This window comes from Spirosoma lacussanchae (assembly GCF_005870035.1).
Classification (GTDB): domain Bacteria; phylum Bacteroidota; class Bacteroidia; order Cytophagales; family Spirosomataceae; genus Spirosoma; species Spirosoma lacussanchae.
Map to the genome: position 1 here is coordinate 238,408 of NZ_SWJG01000001.1, position 25,440 is coordinate 263,847.

The 25,440-nt window shown below is 58.7% G+C and carries 21 protein-coding genes and 1 riboswitch; of the genes, 11 read left to right on the forward strand and 10 right to left on the reverse strand.

What is annotated here, in order from left to right; genetic code table 11:
* Positions 1-60: 60 nt before the first annotated feature.
* From FBR45_RS01055 to FBR45_RS01090, 8 genes are all read right to left on the reverse strand, one after another.
* A complete protein-coding gene (locus tag FBR45_RS01055) occupies positions 61-768 on the reverse strand; it encodes an adenine nucleotide alpha hydrolase (RefSeq protein ID WP_246082068.1) in 708 nt (235 codons plus the stop codon).
* Positions 765-1,298, reverse strand: a complete 534-nt coding sequence (gene cobU / locus FBR45_RS01060; RefSeq protein ID WP_138498518.1) for a bifunctional adenosylcobinamide kinase/adenosylcobinamide-phosphate guanylyltransferase — start codon at positions 1,296-1,298, stop codon at positions 765-767. Before cobU ends, FBR45_RS01055 begins: the two co-directional genes overlap by 4 nt.
* Entirely contained in the window at positions 1,243-2,211 is a 969-nt protein-coding gene (locus FBR45_RS01065) for an ABC transporter substrate-binding protein (protein ID WP_138498520.1), read from the reverse strand. Before FBR45_RS01065 ends, cobU begins: the two co-directional genes overlap by 56 nt.
* A gap of 71 nt (positions 2,212-2,282) precedes the next feature.
* Positions 2,283-2,870 carry a DUF6580 family putative transport protein gene (locus tag FBR45_RS01070; RefSeq protein WP_138498522.1) on the reverse strand — a complete coding sequence of 196 codons (588 nt, stop codon included), beginning with the start codon at positions 2,868-2,870 and terminating at the stop codon, positions 2,283-2,285.
* An 18-nt stretch (positions 2,871-2,888) separates the two neighbouring features.
* A complete protein-coding gene (locus FBR45_RS01075; RefSeq protein WP_138498524.1) occupies positions 2,889-4,889 on the reverse strand; it encodes a TonB-dependent receptor plug domain-containing protein in 2,001 nt (666 codons plus the stop codon).
* A gap of 141 nt (positions 4,890-5,030) precedes the next feature.
* Positions 5,031-5,218: riboswitch (cobalamin riboswitch) on the reverse strand.
* Positions 5,219-5,298: 80 nt separating this feature from the next.
* A complete protein-coding gene (locus FBR45_RS01080) occupies positions 5,299-7,524 on the reverse strand; it encodes a xanthine dehydrogenase family protein molybdopterin-binding subunit (RefSeq protein WP_138498526.1) in 2,226 nt (741 codons plus the stop codon).
* 184 nt (positions 7,525-7,708) lie between these two features.
* Positions 7,709-8,737 (reverse strand): FAD binding domain-containing protein, encoded by a 1,029-nt coding sequence (locus FBR45_RS01085; RefSeq protein WP_138498528.1) that lies wholly within the window; start codon positions 8,735-8,737, stop codon positions 7,709-7,711.
* Positions 8,738-8,986: 249 nt separating this feature from the next.
* Positions 8,987-9,511, reverse strand: a complete 525-nt coding sequence (locus FBR45_RS01090) for a (2Fe-2S)-binding protein (protein ID WP_138498530.1) — start codon at positions 9,509-9,511, stop codon at positions 8,987-8,989.
* 192 nt (positions 9,512-9,703) lie between these two features.
* Here FBR45_RS01090 and treY point away from each other — a divergent pair, with 192 nt between their 5' ends.
* From treY to FBR45_RS01105, 3 genes are all read left to right on the forward strand, one after another.
* Positions 9,704-12,418: a malto-oligosyltrehalose synthase gene (gene treY / locus FBR45_RS01095; protein WP_138498532.1), complete on the forward strand. Its 2,715-nt coding sequence runs from the start codon at positions 9,704-9,706 to the stop codon at positions 12,416-12,418.
* A gap of 123 nt (positions 12,419-12,541) precedes the next feature.
* The gene (gene purE / locus FBR45_RS01100) at positions 12,542-13,027 is read left to right on the forward strand and encodes a 5-(carboxyamino)imidazole ribonucleotide mutase (RefSeq protein ID WP_138498534.1); all 486 of its coding nucleotides are present in this window, start codon (positions 12,542-12,544) and stop codon (positions 13,025-13,027) included.
* A gap of 14 nt (positions 13,028-13,041) precedes the next feature.
* Positions 13,042-13,857 carry a LysM peptidoglycan-binding domain-containing protein gene (locus FBR45_RS01105; RefSeq protein WP_138498536.1) on the forward strand — a complete coding sequence of 272 codons (816 nt, stop codon included), beginning with the start codon at positions 13,042-13,044 and terminating at the stop codon, positions 13,855-13,857.
* A 21-nt stretch (positions 13,858-13,878) separates the two neighbouring features.
* Here the strand turns inward: FBR45_RS01105 and FBR45_RS01110 are convergent, their stop codons facing one another.
* The gene (locus FBR45_RS01110; protein WP_246082069.1) at positions 13,879-14,727 is read right to left on the reverse strand and encodes a DUF481 domain-containing protein; all 849 of its coding nucleotides are present in this window, start codon (positions 14,725-14,727) and stop codon (positions 13,879-13,881) included.
* Positions 14,728-14,824: 97 nt separating this feature from the next.
* Between FBR45_RS01110 and FBR45_RS01115 the strand changes: the two genes are divergently transcribed.
* From FBR45_RS01115 to FBR45_RS01150, 8 genes are all read left to right on the forward strand, one after another.
* Positions 14,825-15,793 (forward strand): Gfo/Idh/MocA family protein, encoded by a 969-nt coding sequence (locus tag FBR45_RS01115; RefSeq protein ID WP_138498543.1) that lies wholly within the window; start codon positions 14,825-14,827, stop codon positions 15,791-15,793.
* Between the two features lie 27 nt (positions 15,794-15,820).
* Positions 15,821-16,978, forward strand: a complete 1,158-nt coding sequence (locus tag FBR45_RS01120; protein ID WP_138498546.1) for a hypothetical protein — start codon at positions 15,821-15,823, stop codon at positions 16,976-16,978.
* A gap of 327 nt (positions 16,979-17,305) precedes the next feature.
* Positions 17,306-18,631, forward strand: coding sequence for a glycosyltransferase (locus FBR45_RS01125; protein WP_138498548.1), 1,326 nt, complete (start codon positions 17,306-17,308; stop codon positions 18,629-18,631).
* Between the two features lie 39 nt (positions 18,632-18,670).
* Complete coding sequence (locus tag FBR45_RS01130; protein ID WP_138498550.1) at positions 18,671-19,651, forward strand: c-type cytochrome; 981 nt, start codon at positions 18,671-18,673, stop codon at positions 19,649-19,651.
* Positions 19,652-19,778: 127 nt separating this feature from the next.
* A complete protein-coding gene (locus FBR45_RS01135) occupies positions 19,779-20,720 on the forward strand; it encodes a hypothetical protein (RefSeq protein WP_138498552.1) in 942 nt (313 codons plus the stop codon).
* 151 nt (positions 20,721-20,871) lie between these two features.
* Positions 20,872-21,969: a sensor histidine kinase gene (locus FBR45_RS01140; protein ID WP_246082070.1), complete on the forward strand. Its 1,098-nt coding sequence runs from the start codon at positions 20,872-20,874 to the stop codon at positions 21,967-21,969.
* 135 nt (positions 21,970-22,104) lie between these two features.
* Positions 22,105-23,634 carry a right-handed parallel beta-helix repeat-containing protein gene (locus FBR45_RS01145; protein ID WP_138498554.1) on the forward strand — a complete coding sequence of 510 codons (1,530 nt, stop codon included), beginning with the start codon at positions 22,105-22,107 and terminating at the stop codon, positions 23,632-23,634.
* Positions 23,635-23,881: 247 nt separating this feature from the next.
* Complete coding sequence (locus FBR45_RS01150; protein ID WP_138498556.1) at positions 23,882-24,580, forward strand: VOC family protein; 699 nt, start codon at positions 23,882-23,884, stop codon at positions 24,578-24,580.
* A 28-nt stretch (positions 24,581-24,608) separates the two neighbouring features.
* Here FBR45_RS01150 and FBR45_RS01155 read toward each other — a convergent pair whose 3' ends face one another.
* Positions 24,609-25,400: a LytR/AlgR family response regulator transcription factor gene (locus tag FBR45_RS01155; protein WP_138498558.1), complete on the reverse strand. Its 792-nt coding sequence runs from the start codon at positions 25,398-25,400 to the stop codon at positions 24,609-24,611.
* Positions 25,401-25,440: the final 40 nt, after the last annotated feature.

Genomic DNA, 25,440 nt, shown 5'->3' on the forward strand with positions numbered 1-25,440 from the left:
CGGGCTGGAAGCCGGTAATCAGCATCCAGCCCGGGCTGCTGAGCGTGCGCTCATGGGTAATCAGTGGCCAATTAGGTGCAGGTCCGTAAAGTAATAGGTCGACCGCTGTTCGGCGCCGGTGTCGGTTTGGTAGGTGTAGTGCTTCTCTACCGTCTCGCCGGTCTGGAAGCGGATAGGCTTGTTGAAGTACGGGGCCTGGTACACAAACGTATGGAACTCGCCGTTTTCGCCACAGGGATCGACCGTTGGGGGCAGGTCGCTGACAAAACGCCGGTCGAGCACCCGTCCGCAGAACGATGCGTCGAGATACTGGCTGTTGACGCTGACAACAACCGTCTCGAAGCCAGCCGCCCAGAACGTTTCGAGCAGCTGAAGCGACGACTGCTGCCAGAGTGGAAAAACGGCCGTCAGTGCCCAGCGGGCCAGTTGTAGCTCCCGCCACCGGCGTAAATCGTCCAGAAAAATATCCCCGAAGACGGCGTGCGTAATTCCCGTTTCGACCAGCGGAGCCAGAGCGAGCCCCATCTGCTCCTGGTAGCTGACCATACTGCTGTCTTCGGGCAGGAACAGTTTGGTCTGCGGCAGTCCGATCCGCCGGGCCTGCGCATCGAGCAGCGCTTCCGGTACGCCATGCATGGAAATACGACGATTGGCTGCGTTGAGCGTGGTCAGCAGCGTTTCGACCTGATACTGGCCGCTTTGCCGGACCTGCCACAGCGCCAGCGCCGAATCCTTACCACCACTCCAGTTCATCAGTGCCCGATTCATAGCAGCGGTTGTTTAACGGCCAGGGGCAAGCCGCTGACCATGAGTGTGACGGCGTCGGCCCGGCTGGCCACGTACTGGTTGGCCCAGCCCTGCAGATCGGTGAACGCCCGGCCCACGGCGGTTTCGGCATGAACGCCCATACCCAGTTCATTGGTGACGATGATAAACTGTCCGGGTAAGGTCAGCAGCGCGTCGATCTCCTGTTTGAACAGGGCCAGCGATTCGGTCACACCCTGTTGGGTATCTACGAAAAAATTGGTCAGCCAGAGCGTTACGCAATCGATCAGGACAACCCGGCTGGCCAGGGGTAACCGGCTAACGTGTCGGGGTTCTTCGAATACGGTCCATTCCGGGCCGCGGTCGTGCCGGTGGCGGTCGACGCGCCCGGCAAACTCATCGTCCCAGAGCTGGGCAGTGGCCACGTAGACCGGATCGGGGCTCCAGGCCCGGGCGAGTTGCTGGGCATACCGGCTCTTACCGCTGCGGGCTCCACCCGTAATCAGCTGTAGAAAAGTGGGTTGAGGTTGCATAAACCGGATGGATTTTGGCCTGCAACGCCGTTGGCACGCTGAACAGGTTGGGATGAAAACAAGACGCCAGCAGTTCGATGCCGTCGACGAGCGTAGCCGCCGAGGGCTGGGTGAACAGGTCGAAGTCGGCAACGTAAACGGCCTGGTCAACGACCGCCTGTAGCTCATTCCAGCCGGGCAGGTGCTCGAGCAGCGGAAACTCTTGGAGCGTTCGCTCGATGGTAAAGCCACAGGGCGCTACGACGAGGACTTCGGGGTCGTACCGGCGTACCTTTTCCCAGTTCGTCACGATGCTGTCGCCCGAGGGGTTGCCCAGCATGTCGATACCACCGGCATAGGCGATCTGGTGCGGAATCCAGTGGCCACAGTTGTAGATCGGCGCCATCCACTCCATAACCATGACCCGTTTGGGCAGGGCCCGGCTGGCCCGAAGCCGATCAACTACCACGTCGATGCGGCTACGCAGCTGCTGGAGGTAGGTATAGGCGGCTTCTTCGCGGCCCAGCGCCGAGGCAATGGTGATGGCCGAGTCGAAGACGTCGCTCAGGCTCTGGGGCGTCAGCGCCACGACGGTCGGCTGTTTCGGGAGCCGGTCCAGTACCGCCTGCGTGCATTTGGTGTCGATCTGACAAACTTCGCAGACATCCTGGGTGAAAATAACGTCGGGGGCAATGGCGTGCAGCGCTTCTTCTTCCACGTAATAGAGGCTACGCCCTTCGGCTTTCGAAGCCGAAAAAATGCGGTCTATCTCCTGGCTGCTGTAGTCGTGGCCTTCCAGTACGCATCGCACCAGAACAGGATGGTCGGCCCGGGCTAGTTCGGGGCATTCAAACGTAACCCCATGCAGCTGATCCTGCAGACCCATGTCGTAGATCATCTGGGTAGCGGCCGGCAAAAATGAACAGGCTTTCATCGTGAGTCGGAAAAGGCCGGTTCCCACTATAGGAACCGGCGAATGAGCTAACTAGTAGAGAACGGTCGCTATCAGGCCAGGGCCAGCCGGGGGTAGCGCGTTTGCAGCCACTCGAACCCGCCAAATAGGAGCGTACTATAGACGAGCGTACCGGCCAGGAAATTGCGCATGAACGGAAATCCCTGAACCAGACATTGCTGCCAGCCGGCCAGATCGCGGCTGAGCGGGAGCTGGGTGCGCAGGTCGATGCCGCCGGTGAGCCATACGCTGGTGTCGGCCAGTACCCAGTGCGAAACCGAAGCCACCAGGGCGGCCAGCAACACGTTCCGAATCGATACGGTCCGCAGCAGTACTTGCCCGTACCAGACCAGGAGCGCAAAGATGCCGTAGATCCAGTACCAGCCGTCATACATGATGCCGTACCGGCCCCCGAGCAGCGCCCCGTTGATAACCAGATCGCTGATCCATAACGTCAGCAGCGGCAGACCAAATGCTTTCCAGCGGTTGCTGAAGTATGAGCCGCCAAACAGGGCCATGGCGCCCAGCGGAGTGAAATGCGCCATCGGCGACCAGTCGGTCGAGTTGGCGATGCGCAGGGAGGCCGCCAGGCCAATGAACAGCAGCAGCACCAGCGAGCGGGGATTGAGGGGTTGTTTCATACGTACGAAGCGAAAAAATTACCAGGTAAATCGAATGCCCGCGTTGGCATTTCGGCCGCGGGTGTTATAGCCGTATATGTCAAAGTAAGTGGTGTTGAGGCTGTTTCGAACGTCGGCATAGAGCCGGAGGTAGGGCGTCAGCCTGCCTTCGGCGTAGAGATCGATAGTGGTATAGGCGGCCAGGGTTACGTTGTCGGTCCGGAAGGTTTCATCGTTATAGAACCGATCGGTACGCGCCCCCACCGACCGGCCCGCCACGCTGACAAACAGCCGGGGCGTCAGCTGGTAACCCAGGCTAATGTTGAACTGGGTTCTGGGCCGACGAAACAGGTTGTTGTAGGTGGTATCCCGGCCAGCTGCCCGGGTGGTAACGGCGCCCGTCAGCAGGGTCAGGTTACCCGTTACCGACAGTCGGTTGAACTGCGTCTGCGCTTCAAACTCCCAGCCGCGATCGTGCTGCCGGTCAAAATTGATGTACCGGCCAAAGGGAGCCGTATTCAGCGACTCGAAAAAGATAGCCTGCTGAATCTGTCGGTCGAAGTAAACGGCCCTGACCCAGGCGTTTCGGCTTTTGCTGAACACTTGCACGCCCACTTCTGTCGATCGGCTGCGCTCGGGGCGGAGCGCCTTGTTGCCGTAGGGCGAGAAGAGCTGGTAGAGGGTAGGCGCCCGGAATCCCGACGATGCATTGACAAATACCTTGATGCGGTTGGCCAGCAGATAGGAGGGGTTGATCGAATAGGTGAACACGTTGCCGTAGAGCGAGTTGCGGTTGTAACGTCCACCCAGCTCGACCGACAGGCCCCGGTAGGGCGTCACGATGGCGGTCGCATACAGGCCCAGCTGCCCGATCCGGGCGGTATCGGCGCCGATCGGGGGGGCTTCGTAGAGGCCGAACGAACTAATAGACCGGTACGTCTGATCGGTATTGCTGAACCGGTAGTCGGCGCCGGTCAGCAGCTCGCCCCAGCGCCCCACGGTCAGGGTGTGGTAGGCTTCGGCAAAATGGGCCAGCCCGCCATAAGCCTGCTCCGAATACCGCTCCGACGCGTTGGGTTCGATAACCGTCGAGTCATTGCGGTAGGTACGGCGGCTGTCGCTCAGGCCGTAGTTGACCGTCAGTCTGCCGTGGTTATGCCGGTAGTCGAAGCCCGTAGCCAGCTGCTTAAACTGATTGTGATAGGTGAAGTCTTTCTCATCGGCAAAGGCACCGGCATCCAGATCGGCCGAATAGGCGGTTGTGATGCCGCGCAGTTTCCAGCTCAACCGGGGACTGACCTGCCAGTTCAGGTTGGCCAGCACTGCGTTTTGCCGGTAGCCGTCGGGGTCGAAAGCCTGCTGGCCGGTAGGGTCTGTAGCGGCCGAAAACCCCGCCGACGACAGCCGGGTGTACTGAACGGCGTACGACAGCTTGTCGGTCTGGCCGGTCAGGCCCAGCGTTCCGCGAAATGTCTGGTAGGTGCCATAGTTCAGCGAGGCCGTCACGCCCAGCGGTTTCCGGGCGTCTGCTTCGGGGCGGGCCTGTCGGGTCGAGATGCTGATGACTCCCGCTACGGCGTCGGCCCCGTAGAGGGTAGACTGAGCGCCCCGTAAAATCTCGATACGCTCGCATTCGCCCACCGTCAGTAGGTTCAGATCGAAGGTATTGGCCGTGCCCGACGGGTCGTAGACCGGAAGGCCATCGAGCAGAATAAGGGTGTTTCCGGCCGACGCCCCCCGCAGGTAGATGTCGGGGTTGGTACCCAGCGGACCGTTGGCGCCAACAATCTGCAGGCCGGCCTGCCGCGTCAGCAGCTCGCTCACCGACTGGGTGGCGTAGCGCTGCAGCACCGAGTCGGGTAGTACCGTTACGACTTTGCCCGTCTGGGATAGTTTCTTCCCGATGCGGTTGGCCGAAACGGTGACCGCGTCCAGTTGCAGGGCGCGCGCTAGGGGGGGAGTGGGGTTGTCCTGCGCCAGGGCGGGCAGGGCGGATGCGGCCCATACGGCCGCCATCAGGGTGGTAAACTTGCTCATCATTAATCGAATGGATTAAGTAATGAGCCGTCGGAAAGAGAAAATAAAAGACAGACGGGCCAAACGCCCATCGGTGACCGCCGGGCGGCCACGCCATTCTACCGAAAAACGTCTTTCATTCCCGGCTTTTTACCCGAAAGCTCGATCATGAATGCGTTGGCGGCAGGTCTTCTGGCTTGTTCTACCGGCAACGCCTTCCCGCTGGTGGCAGTGGCTTGTTGTTGTCGGCCTGGTACTAGAACTTACAGCTACGGGTATAGCCCCGGTTTTGCACCGGTGTTCCCTTTTAATTGCCCTTGTTGAGGGGGCAAACCGTAAACGTGGCCCAAAAATAAACACAGAAACGGTATTTGCCGGGTTTTATCCGATAAATACCGTTTCTTCTATAGACAATAAACTTCCGTACGCCGAACTACAGCAGCTTATCGAGCTGGATCGGCAGGTCGTGAATGCGCTTGCCGGTGGCGTGAAAAACGGCGTTGGCAATGGCGGCAGGCATGGCTACCAGTCCCACTTCACCCACCCCTTTTACCCCAAGCGGATTCACGATGTCATCAACTTCTTCGACAAAAATGACGTCGAGGTCGCGAACGTCGGCGCAGACGGGAATGTGGTATTCGGCCAGGTTGTGGTTCATGTACCGGCCGTAGCGATGGTCCATGATGCTTTCTTCCTGCAGGGCCGAGCTGATGCCCCACACCATGCCGCCAATGATCTGGCTGCGGGCCGTTTTGGGGTTCAGAATCCGACCGGCCGCTACCGCGCTTACCGCCCGCGTAACCACTACCGTTCCGAAATCTTCGTCGACTTCTACTTCGACAAAAGCGGCTGCGTGTGCGCTACGCGAATAGTCTTTCTGTTTGAGCACGTTTGGCAGCGAGGTGCCTGTTTCGCTGATGGCCCGGCCGCCATTCTGGTCTACGATAGCCTGCAGCGAAACCGATAAACTGGGGTCACGCCGGAGCCGGATGTGGCTGCTGGCAAAGAACACATCGTCGAAGTCGGCACCGGCCAGGGGGGAGCCGGGCATCTTTCTGGCCAGTTTGAAAAGCTTTTTGGCCAGCGCTTCGCAGGTGACCTTTACCGCCGACCCTACCGTAGCTGCGGTCCACGACCCGCCCTGAATGGGGGCCAATGGCATATCGGTATCGCCGAGCCGGAAGATGACGTTTTCCAGAGGCATGCCGAGCAGTTCGGCCGCAATCTGGGTCATAATCGTATAGGTGCCGGTGCCGATGTCGGCGGTAGCGCTGCTGACGCGCAGTTTTCCGTTCACGGTCAGTACGGCCTCGGCGCGGGCGGGCACCTGGCTGGCGTCCCAGATACCGGTAGCCATGCCCCAGCCGATGAGCGTATGGCCCCGACGCATGGAGCGGGGTTCGGGTGTACGGTTGCTCCAGCCAAATCGTTCGGCTCCCTGGGTAAAGCAGGCCCGCAGTTCTTTACTGGAGTAGGGTTTGTCTTTTTCGGTCCAGTCCTTTTCCGAATAGTTTTTGAACCGGAAGTCGAGCGGGTCGATACCGGCCTTATAGGCGAGTTCGTCGATGGCGCATTCGATGGCGTGAACCCCCGTTACGCCACCCGGTGCGCGCATATCGAGGGGCGAATACATGTCCAGCGACTTCAGCTTGTAGCTCAGCGTTGAGTTGGGGCAGTCGTAGAGCTTACCGGTCCAGTTGACCACGGTTTCGGTATAATCTTCAAACTGCGACGTTTCGGCAATGGCTTCGTGCTCTACCGCGGCCAGCTTACCGTCTGAATCGGCGGCCAGCCGGATGTTCTGTACGGTGGCGGGGCGATGACCGAAGCTCCACATCTGCTGGCGGGTCAGGGATACCCGAACCGAGCGTTTCAGCGCGCGGGCCGCCATAACGGCCAGAAACAGCTGATACTGCGGCCGTAGCCCCGACCCGAACCCACCCCCGACATAGGGCGATACGACCCGCACCTGATCGAACGACAGGTTAAACGCCTGCGTCACGTAGAGCTGGCTGTTGGTAGCGCCCTGCGTTTTGTCGTAGATCGTGAGCTTGCCGTTGCGGCCGTACTCTACCGTGGTGGCAAACATCTCCATGGGGTTGTGATGCTGCATACCATGAATGTACCGGGCCGACATGCTGACCGGCGCATTGGCGTAGGCGGCTGCTGAATTGCCCCGGGGTTTGGGCGGCAGCGGTTTGAACACATTGGCCACGCCCGACTCCGGGTCGCGGGCTTCGTGCAGGTGCTTGAGCAGGTCTGTTTCGCAGGGTTCAGCGTCGTAGTCGACTTCAATCAGCGTGGCGGCATAGCGGGCCACCTCGAAGGTGTCGGCCACTACCAGCGCGATGGGCTGACCATTGTATTTCACCTGATCGTCGTGCAGCGGCCGGAAAGGCGAACCCGGTGGGGAATCCTGGTCTTTGTAGCTCATGTCGAACCAGGCCGTTTTGGGGCGGTTCTTATGGGTGAAGACCTCCAGAACGCCCTCCAGGGCCAGTGCTTTGGTGGTATCGATGCGGGTAATGGTGCCTTTGGTGATGGTGCTCGACACGACGACGCCGTAGGTCAGGTCAGGCACGTTGAATTCAGCGGCATATTTAGCCTGCCCGGTCACTTTTTCAGGGCCATCGACGCGGCTTATGGGTTTTCCGATCATACAATAAAGAGTCAATTAATGATTTGTTGGGCGTATGGGTACATCTCCATTAGTGGTCAAAGACCCTGAGGGTGGATGAACCCGCGTGGCGATTTACCACCGTCAGGGGCTCCGACCACTGACGGGGTATTGGCAGATCATTCACCCCGTTACTGATCAAAGACCCTACCGGTGGTACAGGCCATTATTCCTGCGTGTTATCAGCCAATCCGCTTTTCAGAACGGCCCGGACGATGGCGCGATGGGCCAACTCTATTTTGAAGTCGTTATGACCGTAACCCCGGGCACCGGCCAGCAGCGCGTCGGCCACGGGACGGATCGTTTCGGGCGAAAGCGTTTTGCCAGCCAGCAGCTGCTCGGCCTCGGACTTACGCCAGGGCTTATGGGCCACTCCGCCGAGGGCAATGCGGGCGTCGCGCACAACGTCGCCGTCCATCTCCAGCCCTACAGCCACCGATACGAGGGCGAAGGCATAGGACGACCGGTCGCGCACTTTTATATATGTATAATGATCCGGAAACCCGCGTACGGGCAAATCGATGGCGGTGACGACTTCGCCGGGCTGGGTCGTATTGTCGCGCCAGGGCTCGGCACCGGGTAGCCGGTGAAAGTCAGCCATAGGAATGCTCCGGTCGCCGTTAGGACCGGTAACCTGCACTACGGCTTCAAGTGCGGTCAGGGCTACGGCCATGTCGGAGGGGTACGTGGCCACACAGGACGACTGGCCGTTGGTGTCGTCGGTGGTACCCAGGATGGCGTGGATTCGGTTGTAGCCCCCATAAGCCGCGCAGCCGCCCGGTCCGTTGTTGGTAGCGGCCCGTTTGTTACACGGCATGGAGGTGTCGTAGAAGTAATAGCAGCGGGTTCGCTGAAAGAGATTGCCGCCGTTCGTGGCCATATTCCGCAACTGGGGCGAAGCACCGGCCAGGATCGTCTGCGACAGTAACGGATACCGCTGCTCAACCAGTGGATGATAGGCCGTGTCGGCGTTGGTGACGAGAGCACCCAGCCGCAGACCGCCATCGGGTAGTTCGTCGATGGTGCTGAACGGAAGCCGGTTGATGTCGATAAGCTGGGCGGGCCGCTCCACGTTCTCCTTCATCAGGTCGATGAGGTTGGTGCCGCCTGCAATGATCCGGCTTCGGCTGCTCCCGGCCAGCTCGTCGACCGTATCCGCCAGCGATGACGGCCGGCTATAGGCAAATGGGTTCATAAGTATGCTGAGTTTGTGTGTACGGTATATCGCTTATCTGACAAGTGGTCGGTGTTTATCACTCTGGCCCGTGCGGTCGGCGCCCTGATCCTCACGGATCGCTCATGCGTCAGCAACGCCATCCGGTCAGGAGACGCAAGAGGTTGCGTCTCTACAACACCACCGCGCGTCAGCAAAAACCATCCGGACTACGACACGTCCCGGACCACGGACCACGGTGACACAGCGCCGACCGCATGGACTACGGTCTTACCGTTCTTTTTTCATTACTTCCTGAATAGCATCGACGATGTGGGGATAGGCTCCGCACCGGCAGAGGTTGCCGCTCATCAGCTCGCGAATCTGATCGGCTTTATTTTCGACTTTGCCTTCGTTCAGCATACCAACCGCCGAACAGATCTGACCGGGCGTGCAGTAGCCGCACTGAAAGGCGTCATGGTCGATAAACGCCTGTTGCAGTGGATGAAACTGACCTGTGGCGGAGTCGGCTAAGCCCTCGATGGTGGTGATGGCATGGTCTTCGTGCATGACCGCCAGGGTCAGGCAGGAGTTCACCCGCTTTCCGTCGATCAGTACCGTACAGGCCCCGCACTGGCCGTGGTCGCAGCCTTTTTTGGTGCCGGTCAGGTTGGCGTATTCGCGGAGGGCGTCGAGAAGGGTTGTCCAGGGGGCTAGTCTGAACTGCCGTTTTTGGCCATTGATAGTCAGTTCAATAGGCTGGGTTGCGGGCAGGGCGTCGGGCGCGTTGGCCACGGGCAGCGTTTCCGTTAGCATAGGTATTGCGTAGTCGGGTTGATACCTATCAAACCAGCGTAGCCCCGAATGAACACGGGTATATTATTGTGCGGGACATATTAGCGCCGGGCAACGCTAAAATCCAACACAAGTCCGGGGCTGCGTGTTGTAGGGTAAGGGGCTCCGGTTCGCTGGCCCCCTCCTCAACGGTTGTTTAACAGACTCAACATTATGTATAACCCGGTCTCTACGTACCGCTTTCAGTTCAACAGCACCTTTACACTCAGCAAGCTCGACCGGCTTTTGCCTTACCTCAAAGCCCTGGGTATCAAAACTATATATGGATCGCCGATCTACGTATCGACTCCGCAGAGTTCGCACGGGTACGATGCCGTGGACCCCACTCGCATCAATCCCGAAATAGGCACGGAAGAGGAGTTGCGCGCTATCAGCGAGCGGCTTCGGGCGGCCGGCATGGGCTGGTTTCAGGACATCGTACCCAACCACATGGCCTACCATCCGACCAACGAATGGCTGATGGACATGCTGGAGAAAGGCAGTATGTCGCGCTACGCCCGCTTTTTCGAAACATCGCTGAGCAGTTCGTTCTTTCGGGGTCGTATCGAAGCGCCTTTTCTGCCCGGCCCGCTCGATCAGAGCATTGCCGACGGGGCACTGACGCTGGCCTACATCGACGATCGGCTGGTGTTGCAGGTGCAGGGTAACACCCTGCCACTTAATCCGGGGGGCTATGCGAAAGTCATACAGGCTGGCGCGGGTGAGCCCAATACAGCCCTGCATCAGTTGCTCGAACTGATTGATCAGTTGAAACATACCGACGAACCGGAAGCCTACGCGGTGGCCTGGGAGGAGTTCCGGCAGCAGCTGGTGGCGCTGATGAAAAATGAAGCCACGGCGACCTATGTGCAGTCGGCTATCGATCACATCAACGAATCGCCGGAGTTAATGACCGACCTGGCCACCAGCCAGTATTATCAGTTCCGGACCGAACCGGAGACGCGCCGGGAGATGAACTACCGACGGTTTTTCACGGTCAACGGGCTGATCTGTCTCAACATGCGCGATCAGGCTGTCTTCGATGCGTATCATGCGCTCACCAAGCGACTGGTCGATGAGGGCCTGTTTCAGGGACTGCGGGTCGACCATGTGGATGGACTCTACGACCCGACGCAATACCTCGACCGGCTGCGGGAGCGGATGGGGCCTGAAACCTACCTGATTGTCGAGAAAATCCTGCAGGCCGACGAAGACATGCCCCACCACTGGCCCATTGAAGGGGCATCGGGCTACGAGTTTCTGGCCATGGTCAACAACCTCCTGACCGACACCCGCAGCGAACCCGCTTTCCGGGCGTTTTACCGGCAGTTGGTCGGCAACGAAACGTCGGTACACGATCAGGTTCGGGACCGCAAGGCGTTTTTTCTGGCGCAGTACATGGGCGGAGAGCTCGATAACCTGTACCATTATTTCCGGTCGCTGAACCTGGTTGACGAGGAGTCCCTGGCTCAGCTGCGCGAGGGCCAGCTGAAACAAACCATCGGGGAGGTACTGGTACGCTGCCCCGTTTACCGCTATTATGGCAACCAGTTACCCCTGCCTGCCGAAGAAGCCGACGCCTTACGCGCCATACTGGCCGAAATACTGGAGAAGCGGCCCGAACTGACTGATGCTGCCGCGTTACTCGACGATGTATTGCTGACCCGCCCCCAAACCGCCGACGCGGATTATAACGGGCGGGCCCGGCGGTTCTACCAGCGATTGATGCAGTTTTCGAGTCCGCTCATGGCCAAGGGCGTTGAAGACACGCTGCTCTATACCTACAACGCGTTTGTGGGCCATAACGAAGTGGGCGACGCGCCCGAGCGGCACGGTATGCGGCCCGATGCCTTTCATCAACTCATGCAGCACCGGCAGCAGCACTGGCCGCTGGCCATGAACACGACCACGACCCACGATACCAAACGGGGCGAAGACGTGCGCGCCCGGCTCAACGTATTGACCGATCTGTCGGACGAATGGCTGGCCGAGGTGCAGCACTGGCTGGATATACTGGCCGAAACCAACCCAGGCACCGATGCGTATGCCGGTGTGCCCGATGCAAACGATGCGTACTTCATGCTCCAAAACATGATTGGCGGCTATCCCATGCCCGGCCAGCACGACGACGATTTTCAGAATCGCTTTGGGTTGTACATGGAAAAGGCGCTTCAGGAAGCCAAACGCCATACGTCGGGCTGGACGGTTGAGGAGACCTACCACGAGGGAATCCGGCGGTTTATCGACCGGATGTTCGATCAGCAGGGCGCGTTTTGGCAGCGGTTCGAGCCGTTCCACCGGCGCGTGGCCGACCTGGGGGTACTTAACTCACTGGTCCAGACTACGCTGAAATGTACCTGCCCGGGGGTGCCGGATGTGTACCAGGGCGCCGAAAACTGGGATTTGAGTCTGGTCGATCCCGACAACCGCCGACCCATCGATTTCGACCGGAGGCTGAGGTTCCTCGACGCGCTTGGTGAACCTGACTCCGCCGACTGGGCTGACCTTTGGGCCAACCGGTTCGACAGCCGCATCAAGCTGGCGCTGCTCCGCACCCTGCTGCATCTCCGGCGTGAGTACGAAACGCTGTTTGCCGAGGGGGCCTATCGGCCGCTGACCGTAGCGGGTACGCATAGTGACCACGTGCTGGCTTTTGCGCGGCAGCTGGGTGACGACTGGTGTGTGGTTGTCGTGCCGCTGCACGTAGGTCAGCTGGTTCGGCAACAGCAGCAACCCGATGCCCGGCTGCTCGACTGGCAGGATACCCGCATCACCCTGCCTGACGACGCGCCCTCTACCTGGACGAGCCGCCTGACGGGCGAGTCTGTATCGGAGCTATCCCTGCAAACCCTGTTCCGCGCCCTGCCCATATCGGTGTTGACATCGTAGGGGCCGTGTCGCCGTGACGACGGACCGGTCTCTACAGGGAATCCGATAAAAATTAGGGGCCTTTCTGTCATACTGTGCCGCAATCTGCGTTATTTCGCAGACAGTCAACTTTATCCACCCCCAATGGTAGGTATTATCATGGGCAGCCTCTCCGATCGAAACGTGATGCAGGAGGCCGCCGACATTCTAAACACCCTGGGCGTTGCTTACGAAATGGACATCGTTTCGGCCCATCGCACGCCCGAAAAAATGGTCGACTACGCCCAGAGCGCCCGGGACCGCGGGCTGCGTGTGATTATTGCCGGGGCGGGTGGGGCTGCTCACCTGCCCGGTATGGTGGCGTCGCTGACCACCCTGCCCGTTATTGGTGTGCCGGTCAAATCGAGTAACTCCATCGATGGCTGGGATTCGGTATTGTCGATTCTACAGATGCCCGCGGGTGTTCCGGTAGCGACAATGGCCCTCAACGGGGCCCGCAACGCCGGTATTCTGGCTGCGCAGATCATCGGTACCGCCGACGATACGGTGGCGCAGAACCTGGCCCGGTTTAAGGAAGAGCTGAAAGCAAAAGTGGCTGAAATGAGCCAGGAGCTGCTGACAACCAAGTGAAAAGTAACAAGGCTATGGAAGAACAACCCAAAAATCCCCGGCCTACGGGCAGTAACAGTTTACCGGCGCTGACTCTGGTCGTGCTGGTGGGGCTGATTGCTGCCTTGCTGTACGTAGGCTACGATTATTTTGTCGATAACACCGACGGCTCCGACGAGCTGACCAATGTGGCGCTGGACACGACCTCGCAGCAGCCCCTGGCGCAAACCGATCCGGACATGCTGATGGCTCCCGAAGAAGTCGACACCTCGTCGCAGCCCGCACCGGTCGACCTGTCGCAGGCTGAACCGCCCGCCGGGGTGGCCGATGCCAGCGCCCAGCCCGAAGAAGTGGCCGAAGACAACCGCGAAACCACGGCTGGCAAACCCGCTCCGGCCGACGAGAAGCCGGTAGCCGCTGCGCCGAAGCCCGAAAAGCCGGTCGAAAAGCCGAAAGAGGTAGAGAAGCCCAAAGAAGAGAAAAAGGCAGAAAAACCGAAGTCCGAAGTAGCCGCCGTGGAGAAGCCTAACGTGAAACCCGGGGGCGTTACCAATACGCATACCGTCGGGTCGGGTGAGACGTTCTATGGGGTGGCTAACCGCTACAATATGAAGATCAACACCCTGAAAGAGCTGAACCCGGGCGTTACGGAGCAGCAGATCAAGGCTGGCGTGACCAAACTGAATGTGAAAGTCATGGCCGTTCATACGGTCGGGCCGGGCGATGTGCTGCGGGTGGTGGCGCAGAAATACGGCGTCAGCAAGGAAGCCCTCATGCGGGCCAACCGAAAAGACAAGGACATAGCCACCCGGGGTGAGAAACTGATTATCCCCTTCCCCGAAAAACAGTAACGATAGGCGGCCATTGGTCGCCTATTTTCGTTCGTAGACGAGGCCAGCCGTGAAACGCAGGTCGTTATTCTGACGGCCGGGGGCCACGACGCTCTCGTAGGCATTGGCCAGCGACGAGCGCAGACTGATAACGGTATTCAGCTTGATAGACAGGCTCAGGCTGGCATTCCAGCGAACGTTCCGCTGGTTGAGGGCAGGCTGATAAAACGCCGTATGGGTCAGGGTCCAGCGGTCGCTCCCGAAGGTATACTCGCCAAACAGCCGCGCCGAATTTCGGATGACGTTGATGTTGGCCAGTTCGACAAAATTGGTGTACTCCTGCAGCACCACATTGGTAACCGACAGATAAGCCCGTTTGCGGTCAACGAGTTTGTAGCCTGCCCCGCCCGCTATGGTCCAGCGGTGGCTGATCTGCCGCAGGTTACTGCGCTCATAAGAGCCGAAGGCCAGGTAGTACAGCCGTTTTTCGGGTCGGTACGTAGCCCGGAAATCGCCGAACCATTCGCGCTCGGCCAGGATGCCGTTCTGCCGACCGTACACGAACGAGGGGGTGGTCGATAGTTTGAACAGATTGCTCAGCTGATAATCGACAGCGCCCGCCAGCTGCACCAGCGCCCGGTTGATGTTGCCGGCCGTAAGGGTCCCGTCGGCCGCCAGCCGATACCGGAAAATCCGGGTAGCCGGTTTGGCAGTGGCTGGGGCAGGCGTTTGGGCCAGCGTGCTGTCGGTCTGAACCGAATCGGCGGTGGCCTGGGTACTGTCGGGCGTAGAGGGGCGAAGCGGGTCGGGCTGTTCCACAATCTGGGCCAGAGTCAGGATCGGACTCAATAGAAAAACAAGCAGGAGAAGCAGATAATGACGTTTTTTCACAACGGAAGCCAATGGTACAGGCCGCAACTTAGGAAAAAAGGATAAATTCAGCCGGTAAAACCTATCGACTGAAGATTCAGCACTAACCCTATTCGTTATGACCCGCTGGGGAATTCTGGGACCCGGGCGCATCGCCCACAAATTTGCGCAGGACCTGCTAACCGTACCCGACGCACAACTCTACGCCGTAGCGTCTACCGATCAGCAGCGGGCCGATGCCTTTGCCGCACAGTATGGCGCTCCGCATGCACTCGATAGCTACGAAGGCCTGCTGACGTTACCCGATCTGGATGTGGTCTACGTGGCTACCCCCCACGTCAAACACTATGAAAACGTGATGATGCTGCTCAACGGGGGCATCTCTGTGCTGGGCGAGAAGCCGTTTGCGATGAACAGCCAGCAGGTGCAGACGATGGTCGAAACGGCCCGGTCGAAGTCGGTATTTCTGATGGAAGCGTTGTGGAGCCGGTTCATGCCGGTCCTGCTGCGGGCCAAACAACTCGCCGACGACGGCGCCATCGGAACGGTTACGGGCGTGCGGGCCGATTTCGGCTTTGCGGCTCCGTTCACGCCCGAGGGTCGGCTGTACAACAAGGCGCTGGGGGGCGGCTCGCTGCTCGATATCGGTATTTATCCGCTCTTCTGGTCGTACCTGATTCTGGGTATGCCGGCTTCCATTAAAGCCTCGGCCACGTTCGGGACAACCGGCGTTGACGAACAATGCGGCATGGTACTGACCTACCCCAACGGCGAACTGGCTCTGCTGGATAGCACCCTGCGTACCAAAACGCCCTGCGAAGCGTTCATCCACGGTACCGACGGGCAGATTCGCGTACACGGCCGCTGGCACGAGACCGAGGGGCTCACGCTGGTGCGGAACGGCCACGAACCCGAAACGTTTACAGCTACCCGTTCGACCTTCGGCTACGAGTACGAGGCCCAGCACGTGATGCAGTGTCTGCGCGACGGCCGCACCGAAAGTCCCCTCTGGTCGCTGACCGACAGCCTGAACCTGATGAGCCTGCTGGACAGCGTTCGGGCCGAGGCTGGTATAGTTTACGAATAACATCTGGTCTCTACTCAACCCATTTTCATGCTCCGTCTATTCTCTCTGTTCGTGGTCCTGCTGGCTTCGTGGCCCGCGCTGGCTCAGTCCTGGAAACCGTATCACGAACTCGGTGACCTGTACCCATCCTATGCCATAGCGGTGGCGAACCTGGTCCCTGACGGCGACAAACGGGCCTACTCGCTGGGCGATCCGAACGGGTTTATGGGCATTACCCTGACCACGAGCCAGCCCAACACGAAGGTGCGGCTGGAACTCCGCTGCGACGATGTCCTGAACCTGTTCGCACCCGTAGTGCTGGAAGTTACGGCCCCCGAAGCAGGCCAGGAGTACCTGATAACCCCCCTGATCCCGTTCAGCCCCAGCCGGCTGGCCACGCTGCGGCAGGCTACAACGACCTATGTTACCTACAACGTTATCATCAACGATCAGCCCCAGCCGCCCCGTACCGAACGGCTCCGCGTCCGGTCTATCAACGACTGTCCGTTTGCGGTAGTCAGCGACGACGATGAGCTGGCGATCGACTTCATGTTTGCGGCTTATGTGAACGAAGACCACCCCTGGATTCAGGAACTCCTGCAGGAAGCCCTGCGTAAAAAATACGTCGATGCGTTTGTTGGCTACCAGGCCGGACCGAGTGCCGTTTACCGGCAGGTGGCGGCCATCTGGCGGGTGTTGCAGGAGCGGGGTATTCGGTATAGCAGCAGTCCGGCGGTCGTTCCGGTGCAGCATGGGGTTGCCTCGCAGCCGGTTCGGCTCATCGACGACATGGCGCAGTATACCCAGGCCAACTGTGCCGACGGCTGTGTTTTGCTGGCGTCGGTGCTGCGTCGGGTGGGGCTGAACCCCACGCTGGTGGTGGTGCCGGGGCACATGTTTCTCGGCTTCGACCTCGACGATGACGGTGAGCAGCAGGCGTATCTGGAAACGACGCTCCTGGGAGCCGACACCCGCCGAACCGCCATCCAGAACAAGGCGCTCTATAAAACCCTGCTGAACGGCCAGACCACGCTGGGCGCGCAACTAGCCATGAAGTCGTTCGTAGCGGCTGTCGAAACCGGCAACCGCACGTTTGTCAGCCACCAGGATGCTATCGAGAATGAAGAAATCGGCTATGCGCTGGTCGATATAGGGGTAGCGCGGGCGGCCGGTATCGTACCCATTACCTACGTGGCTCCGAAGTAGTTGATGGTTAGCTGAAAATCAACAGGATGTACATAAAAACAGCCGGGCTAGAAGCCTGGCTGTTTCCGTTAACACCCCAATATCAGTTCACACTGATGGTCCTACACTTTTCTTTTAGCCTTACCTGTTTTGTTGTGGGAGCAAAGGTGCATAACAAGCGTAAGAGGGAAATTAGGAGATGGTTAGAAAACGATTAGAAATTACTGGCACTGGCCCATAAGCCGCTGAAAATAACGGTTGACTGGCTGCTTTTTCCTGTTCATCGGAGAAAGGGTTGAGTGCAGGGGGGGCGTTGGACAACTTTGTTCCACCAAACAACGACTACTCATGACAACACCCCCACGCATCCTCTTTGCCACCATGCCGATGGATGGCCATTTCAGCCCCCTGACGGGCCTTGCCGTTCACCTTCGTGAACTGGGCTACGACGTACGCTGGTACGTAGGCGGTCACTACGGCGACAAGGTGAAGAAACTAGGCCTGCATCACTACCAACCCGTTCGGGCCAAAACCGTCAACCAGGAAAACCTCGAAGCCCTGTTTCCCGAACGATCGGCCATCAAAGGCACCGTAGCCCGCCTGCGCTTCGATATCAGCCAGGTGTTTCTGCTGCGCGTACCCGAGTTTATCGACGACCTGCGTGAGATTCACGCCCGCTGGCCGTTCGACCTGATCGTTCATGACGTGGCCTTCATGGCAGGGTCGTTCCTTCAGGAGCTGTTGCCGGTCAAAGCCGTTGCCGTTGGGGTGGTGCCACTGGCCGAATCGGACGAGCTGGTGCCGCCTTCGGGTATGGGCAAGTTACCCGCCAAAGGAATGGTGGGGCGCTGGCTGCAGAGTTTGTCGCGGTTTGTTGTACAACGGATTCTGTTCAAGCCCTGCAACGACCTGCACAACGAGCTGCGCCAACAGTATGGGTTGCAGCCGGTGCCGGGCTTCATGTTCGACACCATGGTTCGGTCGGCCGATCTGTACCTGCAGAGCGGGGTGCCGGGTTTCGAGTTTCCGCGCAAACGCATCAGCCCGAACGTTCGGTTCGTGGGGCCGCTGCTGCCTTACAGTTCGGGTCGGAAACAGCCGTTCGAGTATGCCGCCAAAGCGCTAAGCTACAAGCAGGTTGTGCTGGTGACGCAGGGTACCGTAGAACGAAACGTAGAGAAAATCCTCGTTCCGGCGCTGGAAGCATTCAGGACCGATCCGTCAACGCTGGTCATTGCCACAACGGGCGGCTCGCAGACCGACGAACTCCGTCGTCGATTTCCGCAGGACAACCTCATCATCGACGATTTCATCGACTTCAACGCCGTCATGCCCTATGTGCATGTATACGTGACCAATGGCGGCTACGGGGGCGTTATGCTGGCGCTGCAACACCAGCTGCCGGTCGTGGTGGCCGGGGTTCACGAAGGCAAAAATGAAATCGCGGCCCGCATCGATTACTGCCAGGTCGGAATTGATCTGAAGACCGAAACGCCCACCTCGGCTCAGATTCAGAAGGCGGTTCATACGGTGCTGGCCGATGGGCACTACCGCCAGGCCGTACATAAGCTGGGCCTTGAGTTTAGCGCCTACCAGCCCAACCAGCTGGCTACTCAGTACATCCAGGCGCTGACCGGGACCCCAGCCGAATCGGCTACGCTGATTAGCTACTAGTTTCTGTCTGGGTCAACGATCCTCTTTCACCTGAAAACCATGAAAAAACTGCTCAAACTAACCGGTCTGCTGCTAGGCGGGCTGCTGCTGATGGTAGCGGGCTTCTGCGTCTACGTAGCTCTGTCGGGCGTACCAACCTACGATCCGCCAACGATTCCGGAGCTATCCGTCGAGCGTACGCCGGCGCGCATTGCCCGGGGCGAGGTGATAGCCCAGATTCAGTGCGCGGCCTGCCATGCCGACCGCGACAACCGGCTCACGGGCAAACACATGGCCGATGTGCCGGCTTTGTTCGGGAAAATCTACACCAAAAATATTACCCAGGACAAACAGAAAGGCATCGGTAGCTGGACCGACGGTGAGATCCTCTACTTCCTGCGGACGGGCGTTCGGCGCGACGGTTCCTTTGCACCCATCATGCCGCAGTACCCCAACATGGCCGACGAAGACCTGAAGGCGGTGGTGGCCTGGCTGCGCTCAGACCGGTTCTCGGTGCAACCGTCGAGCCAGGAAGCGCCCCCTTCCGAACTGAGCTTCGTCTCGAAACTGCTGACCCATACGCTGATGAAACCGCTGCCGTATCCGCAGCAGCTGATCGCTTTCCCCGACAGCACAAACCCCATTGCGCTGGGGCGCTATACGGCCGATGCCATCGGCGACTGTTACGCCTGCCATTCGGGTGATCTGATCGATCAGGATAAAGTACATCCCGAAAAAACCAAGGGATATTACGGGGGCGGTATCGAGATGACCGGCGACGGGGGACAACCAATTATAACGGCCAATCTGACAGCCGATCAGAAAACCGGCGCCGTGGCCAAGTATACCAAAGAGCAGTTTATCCGGATGGTAAAAGCCGGGGTTCGTCCCGACGGAAGCGTAATCAGATACCCGATGGAGCCCAAGCCGATGCTGTCGGACCGGGAAGTTGGGGCTATCTACGAGTACCTGAAAACGGTGCCTAAAATCCAGAACGATATCGCCCGGAAAAACGCGGAATTGCAGCTGGCGAAGAAGTAAACGAGTCGCGTCTGTTCAAACCCGCTATGATTCAGTTCATGGCGGGCTTTTTCCGTTTCGGCGGGTCGGGTATTGGGCCTGCGCCCGCCACCGCCCACTTTTGCAACAACCCAAACAACATCTACCCATGACACCCCGCACTAAGAACCTGCTGCTGCTGGCTGGCGCTACGCTCTGGCTGGCGACCCGCCCCGCTGACGTACTGACCGAGCTGAAACTGACCACCGAAGCGGTACACGATCAAACATTTTATCAGCTAACGACCGAAGCCGCTTCTGTCGATCTGCCCTACGAAGCCCGTCAGGCTGGCAAACGGCTGTCGGTCAGTGCCCGAACTTCGGCGGTTCGGGCCATGGGTGCTGTGGTTCGTACCTACGTTCAGTCGGCGGTGTTCCGGAGCCGCTACGACCGCTGGCTACAGGAGCAGTATCAGGTCAGCGATCAGCAGACGGCCGACGCTCGCCAAACGGAACAGACGTCTATGGCCGATGTGCGCGCCCTGGCCGACCAGCAGGTAACACAAACCAACGCGACCTTTGCCCAGATGCCACCGGCTACGCTGGCCATGATGCTTCAGCAGCAGATGATTCAGCTGCAGCAGCAGGTTGCCGATGCCGATGCACCCGCCAAAGCCGCCCTGACCCGCGACCTGATGGTCCTGCGACAATTACAGCCGCTGGCAACTACCAAACCGGCCGAGTTTAAAACGCAGTATATGGCTTTCCTGAACCGATATATGGCCCGCCAGATGAGACACGGGCTGGACAACGAAGAAACGCGCCTGGCCGACAGCAAAGCCAAAGCCGCCGAATACCGCAGCCGTCTGGCCCAGTACCAGGCCAACGCCAATCCCAACCAGCTTCTCAAAAAGCGGCTGGCGGCATTCGTTGCCCTGGCCGAGTCGGTAGATTTTGACGCGAAGGTCAGCCGGCAGGGCGATAAACTGGAATTTGTCCGGGCCGACTACCGACAGCAGTCTGACGACTGGAAACTGCTCTACCGGATTGGTCGCGAGCCGGTGATGGCTGCCCGCGATATGGCACGAGCCTGGCTGAAGGAGTTGTCGTGAGGGACCGACTCCGTTTCTATTTGCTCTCCTTTCGGTCTGCAGACCGAAAGGAGGGAAGCTGCCCGGGCGTAGTGACCGATCATAAAGTATAGTTGATTACGTGACTAAGGGAGTCGTATATTTAACCAGCCTGACTTAAAGCCTCAACCCCTTGGATACTGTTAACGACAAATGGCTGCGTGTGATCGGTATTACGCTGCTGTTTCTGATGAGTGTACTGGGTAACGGCTTCCACGAGCAACCGCTGACGGGCCTTATTCTGATCCGTATGCTGATCAGCCTCGTGTCGATTACCGTTACCTGGCATGTGATCCGGGCGCTGATCATCTATTTCCGACGGCGGTTTTTTGCCAGACATGACACTGGCAAGCGATTGCTTCTGACGTTTCTGGCCGGTAGTATAGCCAGTACCGTTATTATCTGGTTAACCAGTGCGCTACGGTATCTGGCGCTGCATGGCAACCTGGATAATTTCCGGGATTCGGGGCAGATGGCCAGCATAACGGTCAACAAAATGACCATTGCGCTGAACCTGTACGGGTTCGATTTTGTGCAGGCTACCACGAATTTTATTTTCTTTCAGGTCATTTACGAGACGCTGTTCTTTGCCCGGGATTCGTCGCAGTACCAGAAACGGCTCAAGCAGGCCGAGGTCGAGAAAGAAAAGCTCCGGACCGCCAATCTGCAAAGCCAGCTCGACGCGCTCAAGCAGCAGGTCAACCCCCATTTTCTGTTCAACAGCCTGAACGTGCTCGACTCGCTCATTGAAGAAGACCCGAAGCAGGCCCGCGTTTTCCTCGACGAGCTGAGTACGGTTTATCGCTACCTGCTGCGCTCGAACGACCAGCACCTGACCGAGCTCGACTCTGAGCTGGCCTTCATTCAGTCGTACTACCACCTGCTCAAAACCCGCCACGGCTCGGGCCTGACCATGAACGTAAACGTCGATGCACGCTACCAGACCTACCGGCTGCCTCCCCTGACCCTACAGCTCCTGGTCGAAAATGCGGTTAAGCACAACGTCGTTCTGCCCGACCAGCCGTTGACAATCAGCATACAAACCGATGCACAGGCACAACTACAGGTGCGGAATAACGTGCAGCGCAAGACCGTACGGGTGGCGTCGACCGGCGTTGGCCTGTCGAACATCTGGTCGAAGTACCAGATGCTGAACCTGCCCCAGCCAACCATCCGCGAAGATGAGGGGCAGTTTGTGGTGACGCTGCCGCTGGTTGGCGCTACGCCCTAGGACCACCTGCCCGCTAACGTTTGTCGAAAAAGCCGCTTCACCAGCGGCTTTTTCCGTTTCAGCCGCCTGGTGGTTTCGGGGCCAAACGGGGCCGGGTACTTTTGGGCAGGTAAACACAAATCACCCCTCTTTTTTATGAAACCCAGTCAATACATCACCCTGAACATTCCCGTTCCTGTTGCCGCATTGGCGGCCTCGTACGCATCTAAATTCGTATTTATCATCCTGATGGCCAGTCTGTTTATGGTGGCGGGCTGTAAGAAGGAAACTGACGTGACCCCGGTCGGGTCGGTCGTGGCCAACGCCGGGCCCGACCAGTCGGTGCAGGTTGGGCAGCTCGTCACGCTCGATGGTGCCGGTTCGCTCGATAGCGATGGTAAGCCGCTGACCTACCAATGGAATCTGATTCGTCGACCCGCCAAAAGCAGCGTAGCCCTGAGCAGCCCTACCACCGCCAAACCGACGTTCAGACCCGACGAGGTAGGGGAGTACGAGCTGGAGCTGACCGTTACGAGCGCCAACGGCAAAAGTACCGACAAGGTAGTTGTAGTCGCTTCGGTGGCCGAGCCAATCGCCATCAGCGCCAACATCACGGTTAAAACCGTGCTGGTCGACCGGATCGTTAACCCCGACCTGCCCGACTATATCGTGACCAAATCTGTCGACGTAAACCATGAATTAACCATCAACCCCGGCGTGGTTATCGCCTTCGAACGCGACGTGCGTCTGAACGTGAACGACAACGGCGGTCTGCTCATCGCCAGGGGCGAACCCGAGCGGAAAATCAGGTTTGTTGGGGTGCAGAAAACCAAAGGTTACTGGCTGGGTATTGCGCTCTATTCGGGCAGCAACGCCAACCTGATGGAATACGTGGAGGTTATGCATGCGGGCAGCCGCCCCATCTACAGCACCACCAAAGCGGCCCTGTTCCTGTCGGGCGGTAGCCGGGCCCAGATAGCGCTGAAAAACAGCTTGTTTACCCAGAACGACGGCTACGGGGTCTATGTCTACGACGGTGGTATCCTGCGCGAGTTCGAGAAGAATACGTTTACCAGCCATACCGAAGCGGGTATTCTGCTGGATGCTGAAAACGTGCGGAAGCTGGATGCGGCATCGACCTTCACGGGCAGTAACGGCCGGAACGTAGTTGAAGTCACGCCCTCCTCTGTCAATGGCACCAACGAGGTGACCTGGACGGCCTTCGCCGACAAAACGCCCTACCGCATCAATGGAGAGTTCACGATCAATACGGGCTTCCGGCTGAATCCGGGAATTACGATGGAAATGAACCGCGATGCTGTCATTCGGGTCAACACCAGTGGGTACCTGAGTGCGAAAGGAACGGCTACCGAGAAAGTCGTGCTGACGGGTGCCGAGCGTACAGCCGGGTACTGGCGGGGCCTCATCTGCTATTCGCAGGATTCGAAAAACGTACTCGAAAACGCCGAGGTGACCAACGCTGGCAGTGGTATCATCGTATCGGGTAAAAAGGCAAATGTGGCCATCTATGGCACAAAAGCCGCCATGACGATCCGCAACACCCGCATTAGCGGCAGCGGTGGCTACGGCGTATTCGTGAGCTACGGTGCATCGGCCAATACCGACCTGATGACGGCCAACACCTTCGAAACCAATGCTCAGACCAACGTGCTGATCGAGAAATAACCGGATCAACGAAACAGGCCAGGCGCTATCCTCACGGGTGGCTCCTGGCCTGTTTATTTCTGCCACCCCTGTCCGACTACGCGTCCCGGTGTCCTCACCGCGACGGGTGGGTGTGATGACTGCGCTTCATCCGGGGTTTCCGGCGCTTCATCCGGTAGCTTGTTGATAGCTGGCGCCTTAAATCGGATCTTTAGTAGAGTAAACAACCCATAAACGAGCTGTCGTGAAAACAGCTGCCTCTTCCCTTATGAAACTCCTTGATCTTGATCTGTACACAACCGATCTAACCGCCACCCGACACTTTTACGTTCGTCGGCTGGGCCTGCCCGTCCTGTCGCGCTCGTATGACCACCTGACCCTGATGATCGGCTGGACCCGACTGACCTTTCACCTGACCAGTCGACCCGTAGCGCCGTACCACCTGGCGATCAACGTACCCCGCAGTTCGCTCGATGTGGTCATGTATTATTTCGATCTGGATTATCTGGACACCGACCGGCCGGACAACATCATCGCCGATTTGCCGGACTGGCGTGCCAAAGCCTGCTACTTCTACGATGGTACGGGCAACCTGCTGGAGTTCATTGCCAGTACGGACCTACCGCTCGACGATCCGAACCTGACCATCAATGACCTGTTTCAGGGCGTGAGCGAGATCGGCATCGGCACCGAAGACGTAGCCAGTACCGCCTGTCAGCTCCAGCGCCGGTTTGGGGTGACGCCCTTCAGCCGGTCAGCACCCACGGCCGATTTTACGGCGCTGGGCGACGATAACGGCCTGTTTATCCTATCGAAAGTGGGGCGCAACTGGCTGTTTACCAATACGCCAGCGGGACTCAACTACTGCCGGGTTCGGTTCGTGAACGAGCCGGGCGGGATGGTGCATGAAATGACGTCGTACGAGCTGAACCAGCTGCCGATCGGTAAAGTCGTGTCGGCATTGTAAGCGTAAGTGAGTGTACCCCGGGGTACACTCACTTGCCCATCCATTTTTTAAAGTCAGTAGCCCGTTCGCGGCTGACCAGAACTTCGTCGTCGGGGCTGGGTTTCAGGGTCAGTTTCAGTTTGTTATTGAAGTACGGGTGGATTTGCTGTACCGAATTGATATCGACAATAAACTGACGGTTGGCCCGGAAAAACTGGGCAGGATCGAGCATCGACTCCAGCTCGTCGAGGGTATAATCGACGGAGAATTTCTGGTTGCTGCGGGTGCGGAACAGGCTTACCCCTTCTTCAGAATAGAAATAAGCGATGTCGCTTACTTCGACGGGCACCCACTGCGACAGATGCCGGACCAGAAACCGGCGCCGGTGCTCGGTGGGGGCTACCTGTTTGCGGAGCTGCTGCACCAGGGCGTCGATGGATACCTGTGGGGCGGGTTCGGTGGCGGCTCCGCTGCTGAGCCGTCGGTGTTTTTCGAGACTGGCTTCCAGCTCCTGCCGTTTAATGGGTTTCAGCAGGTAATCGATGCTGTTGACTTTAAAGGCCCGCAACGCGTATTCGTCGTACGAGGTTGTAAAAATGACCGGCGCCGTAACGGTCGTTTGCTCGAAGATTTCGAAGCTCTGCCCATCGGCCAGTTCAATATCCATCAGAATCAGATCCGGCGCCGAGGGCTGACCGGGTGCGTTGGCCTCGAGCCAGCTGACCGACGCTCGTACGCTGGCGGCTGTGCCCACAACATGCAGGGTAGGGTCAACGTCCTGTAGCAGTTTGGTCAGCTTGCGGACGGCTAATTCTTCGTCTTCGATAATAAGTACGTTCATGGTCAGCGAGGGTTTGCGCAAAAGAGGTAAAGACTAAAAA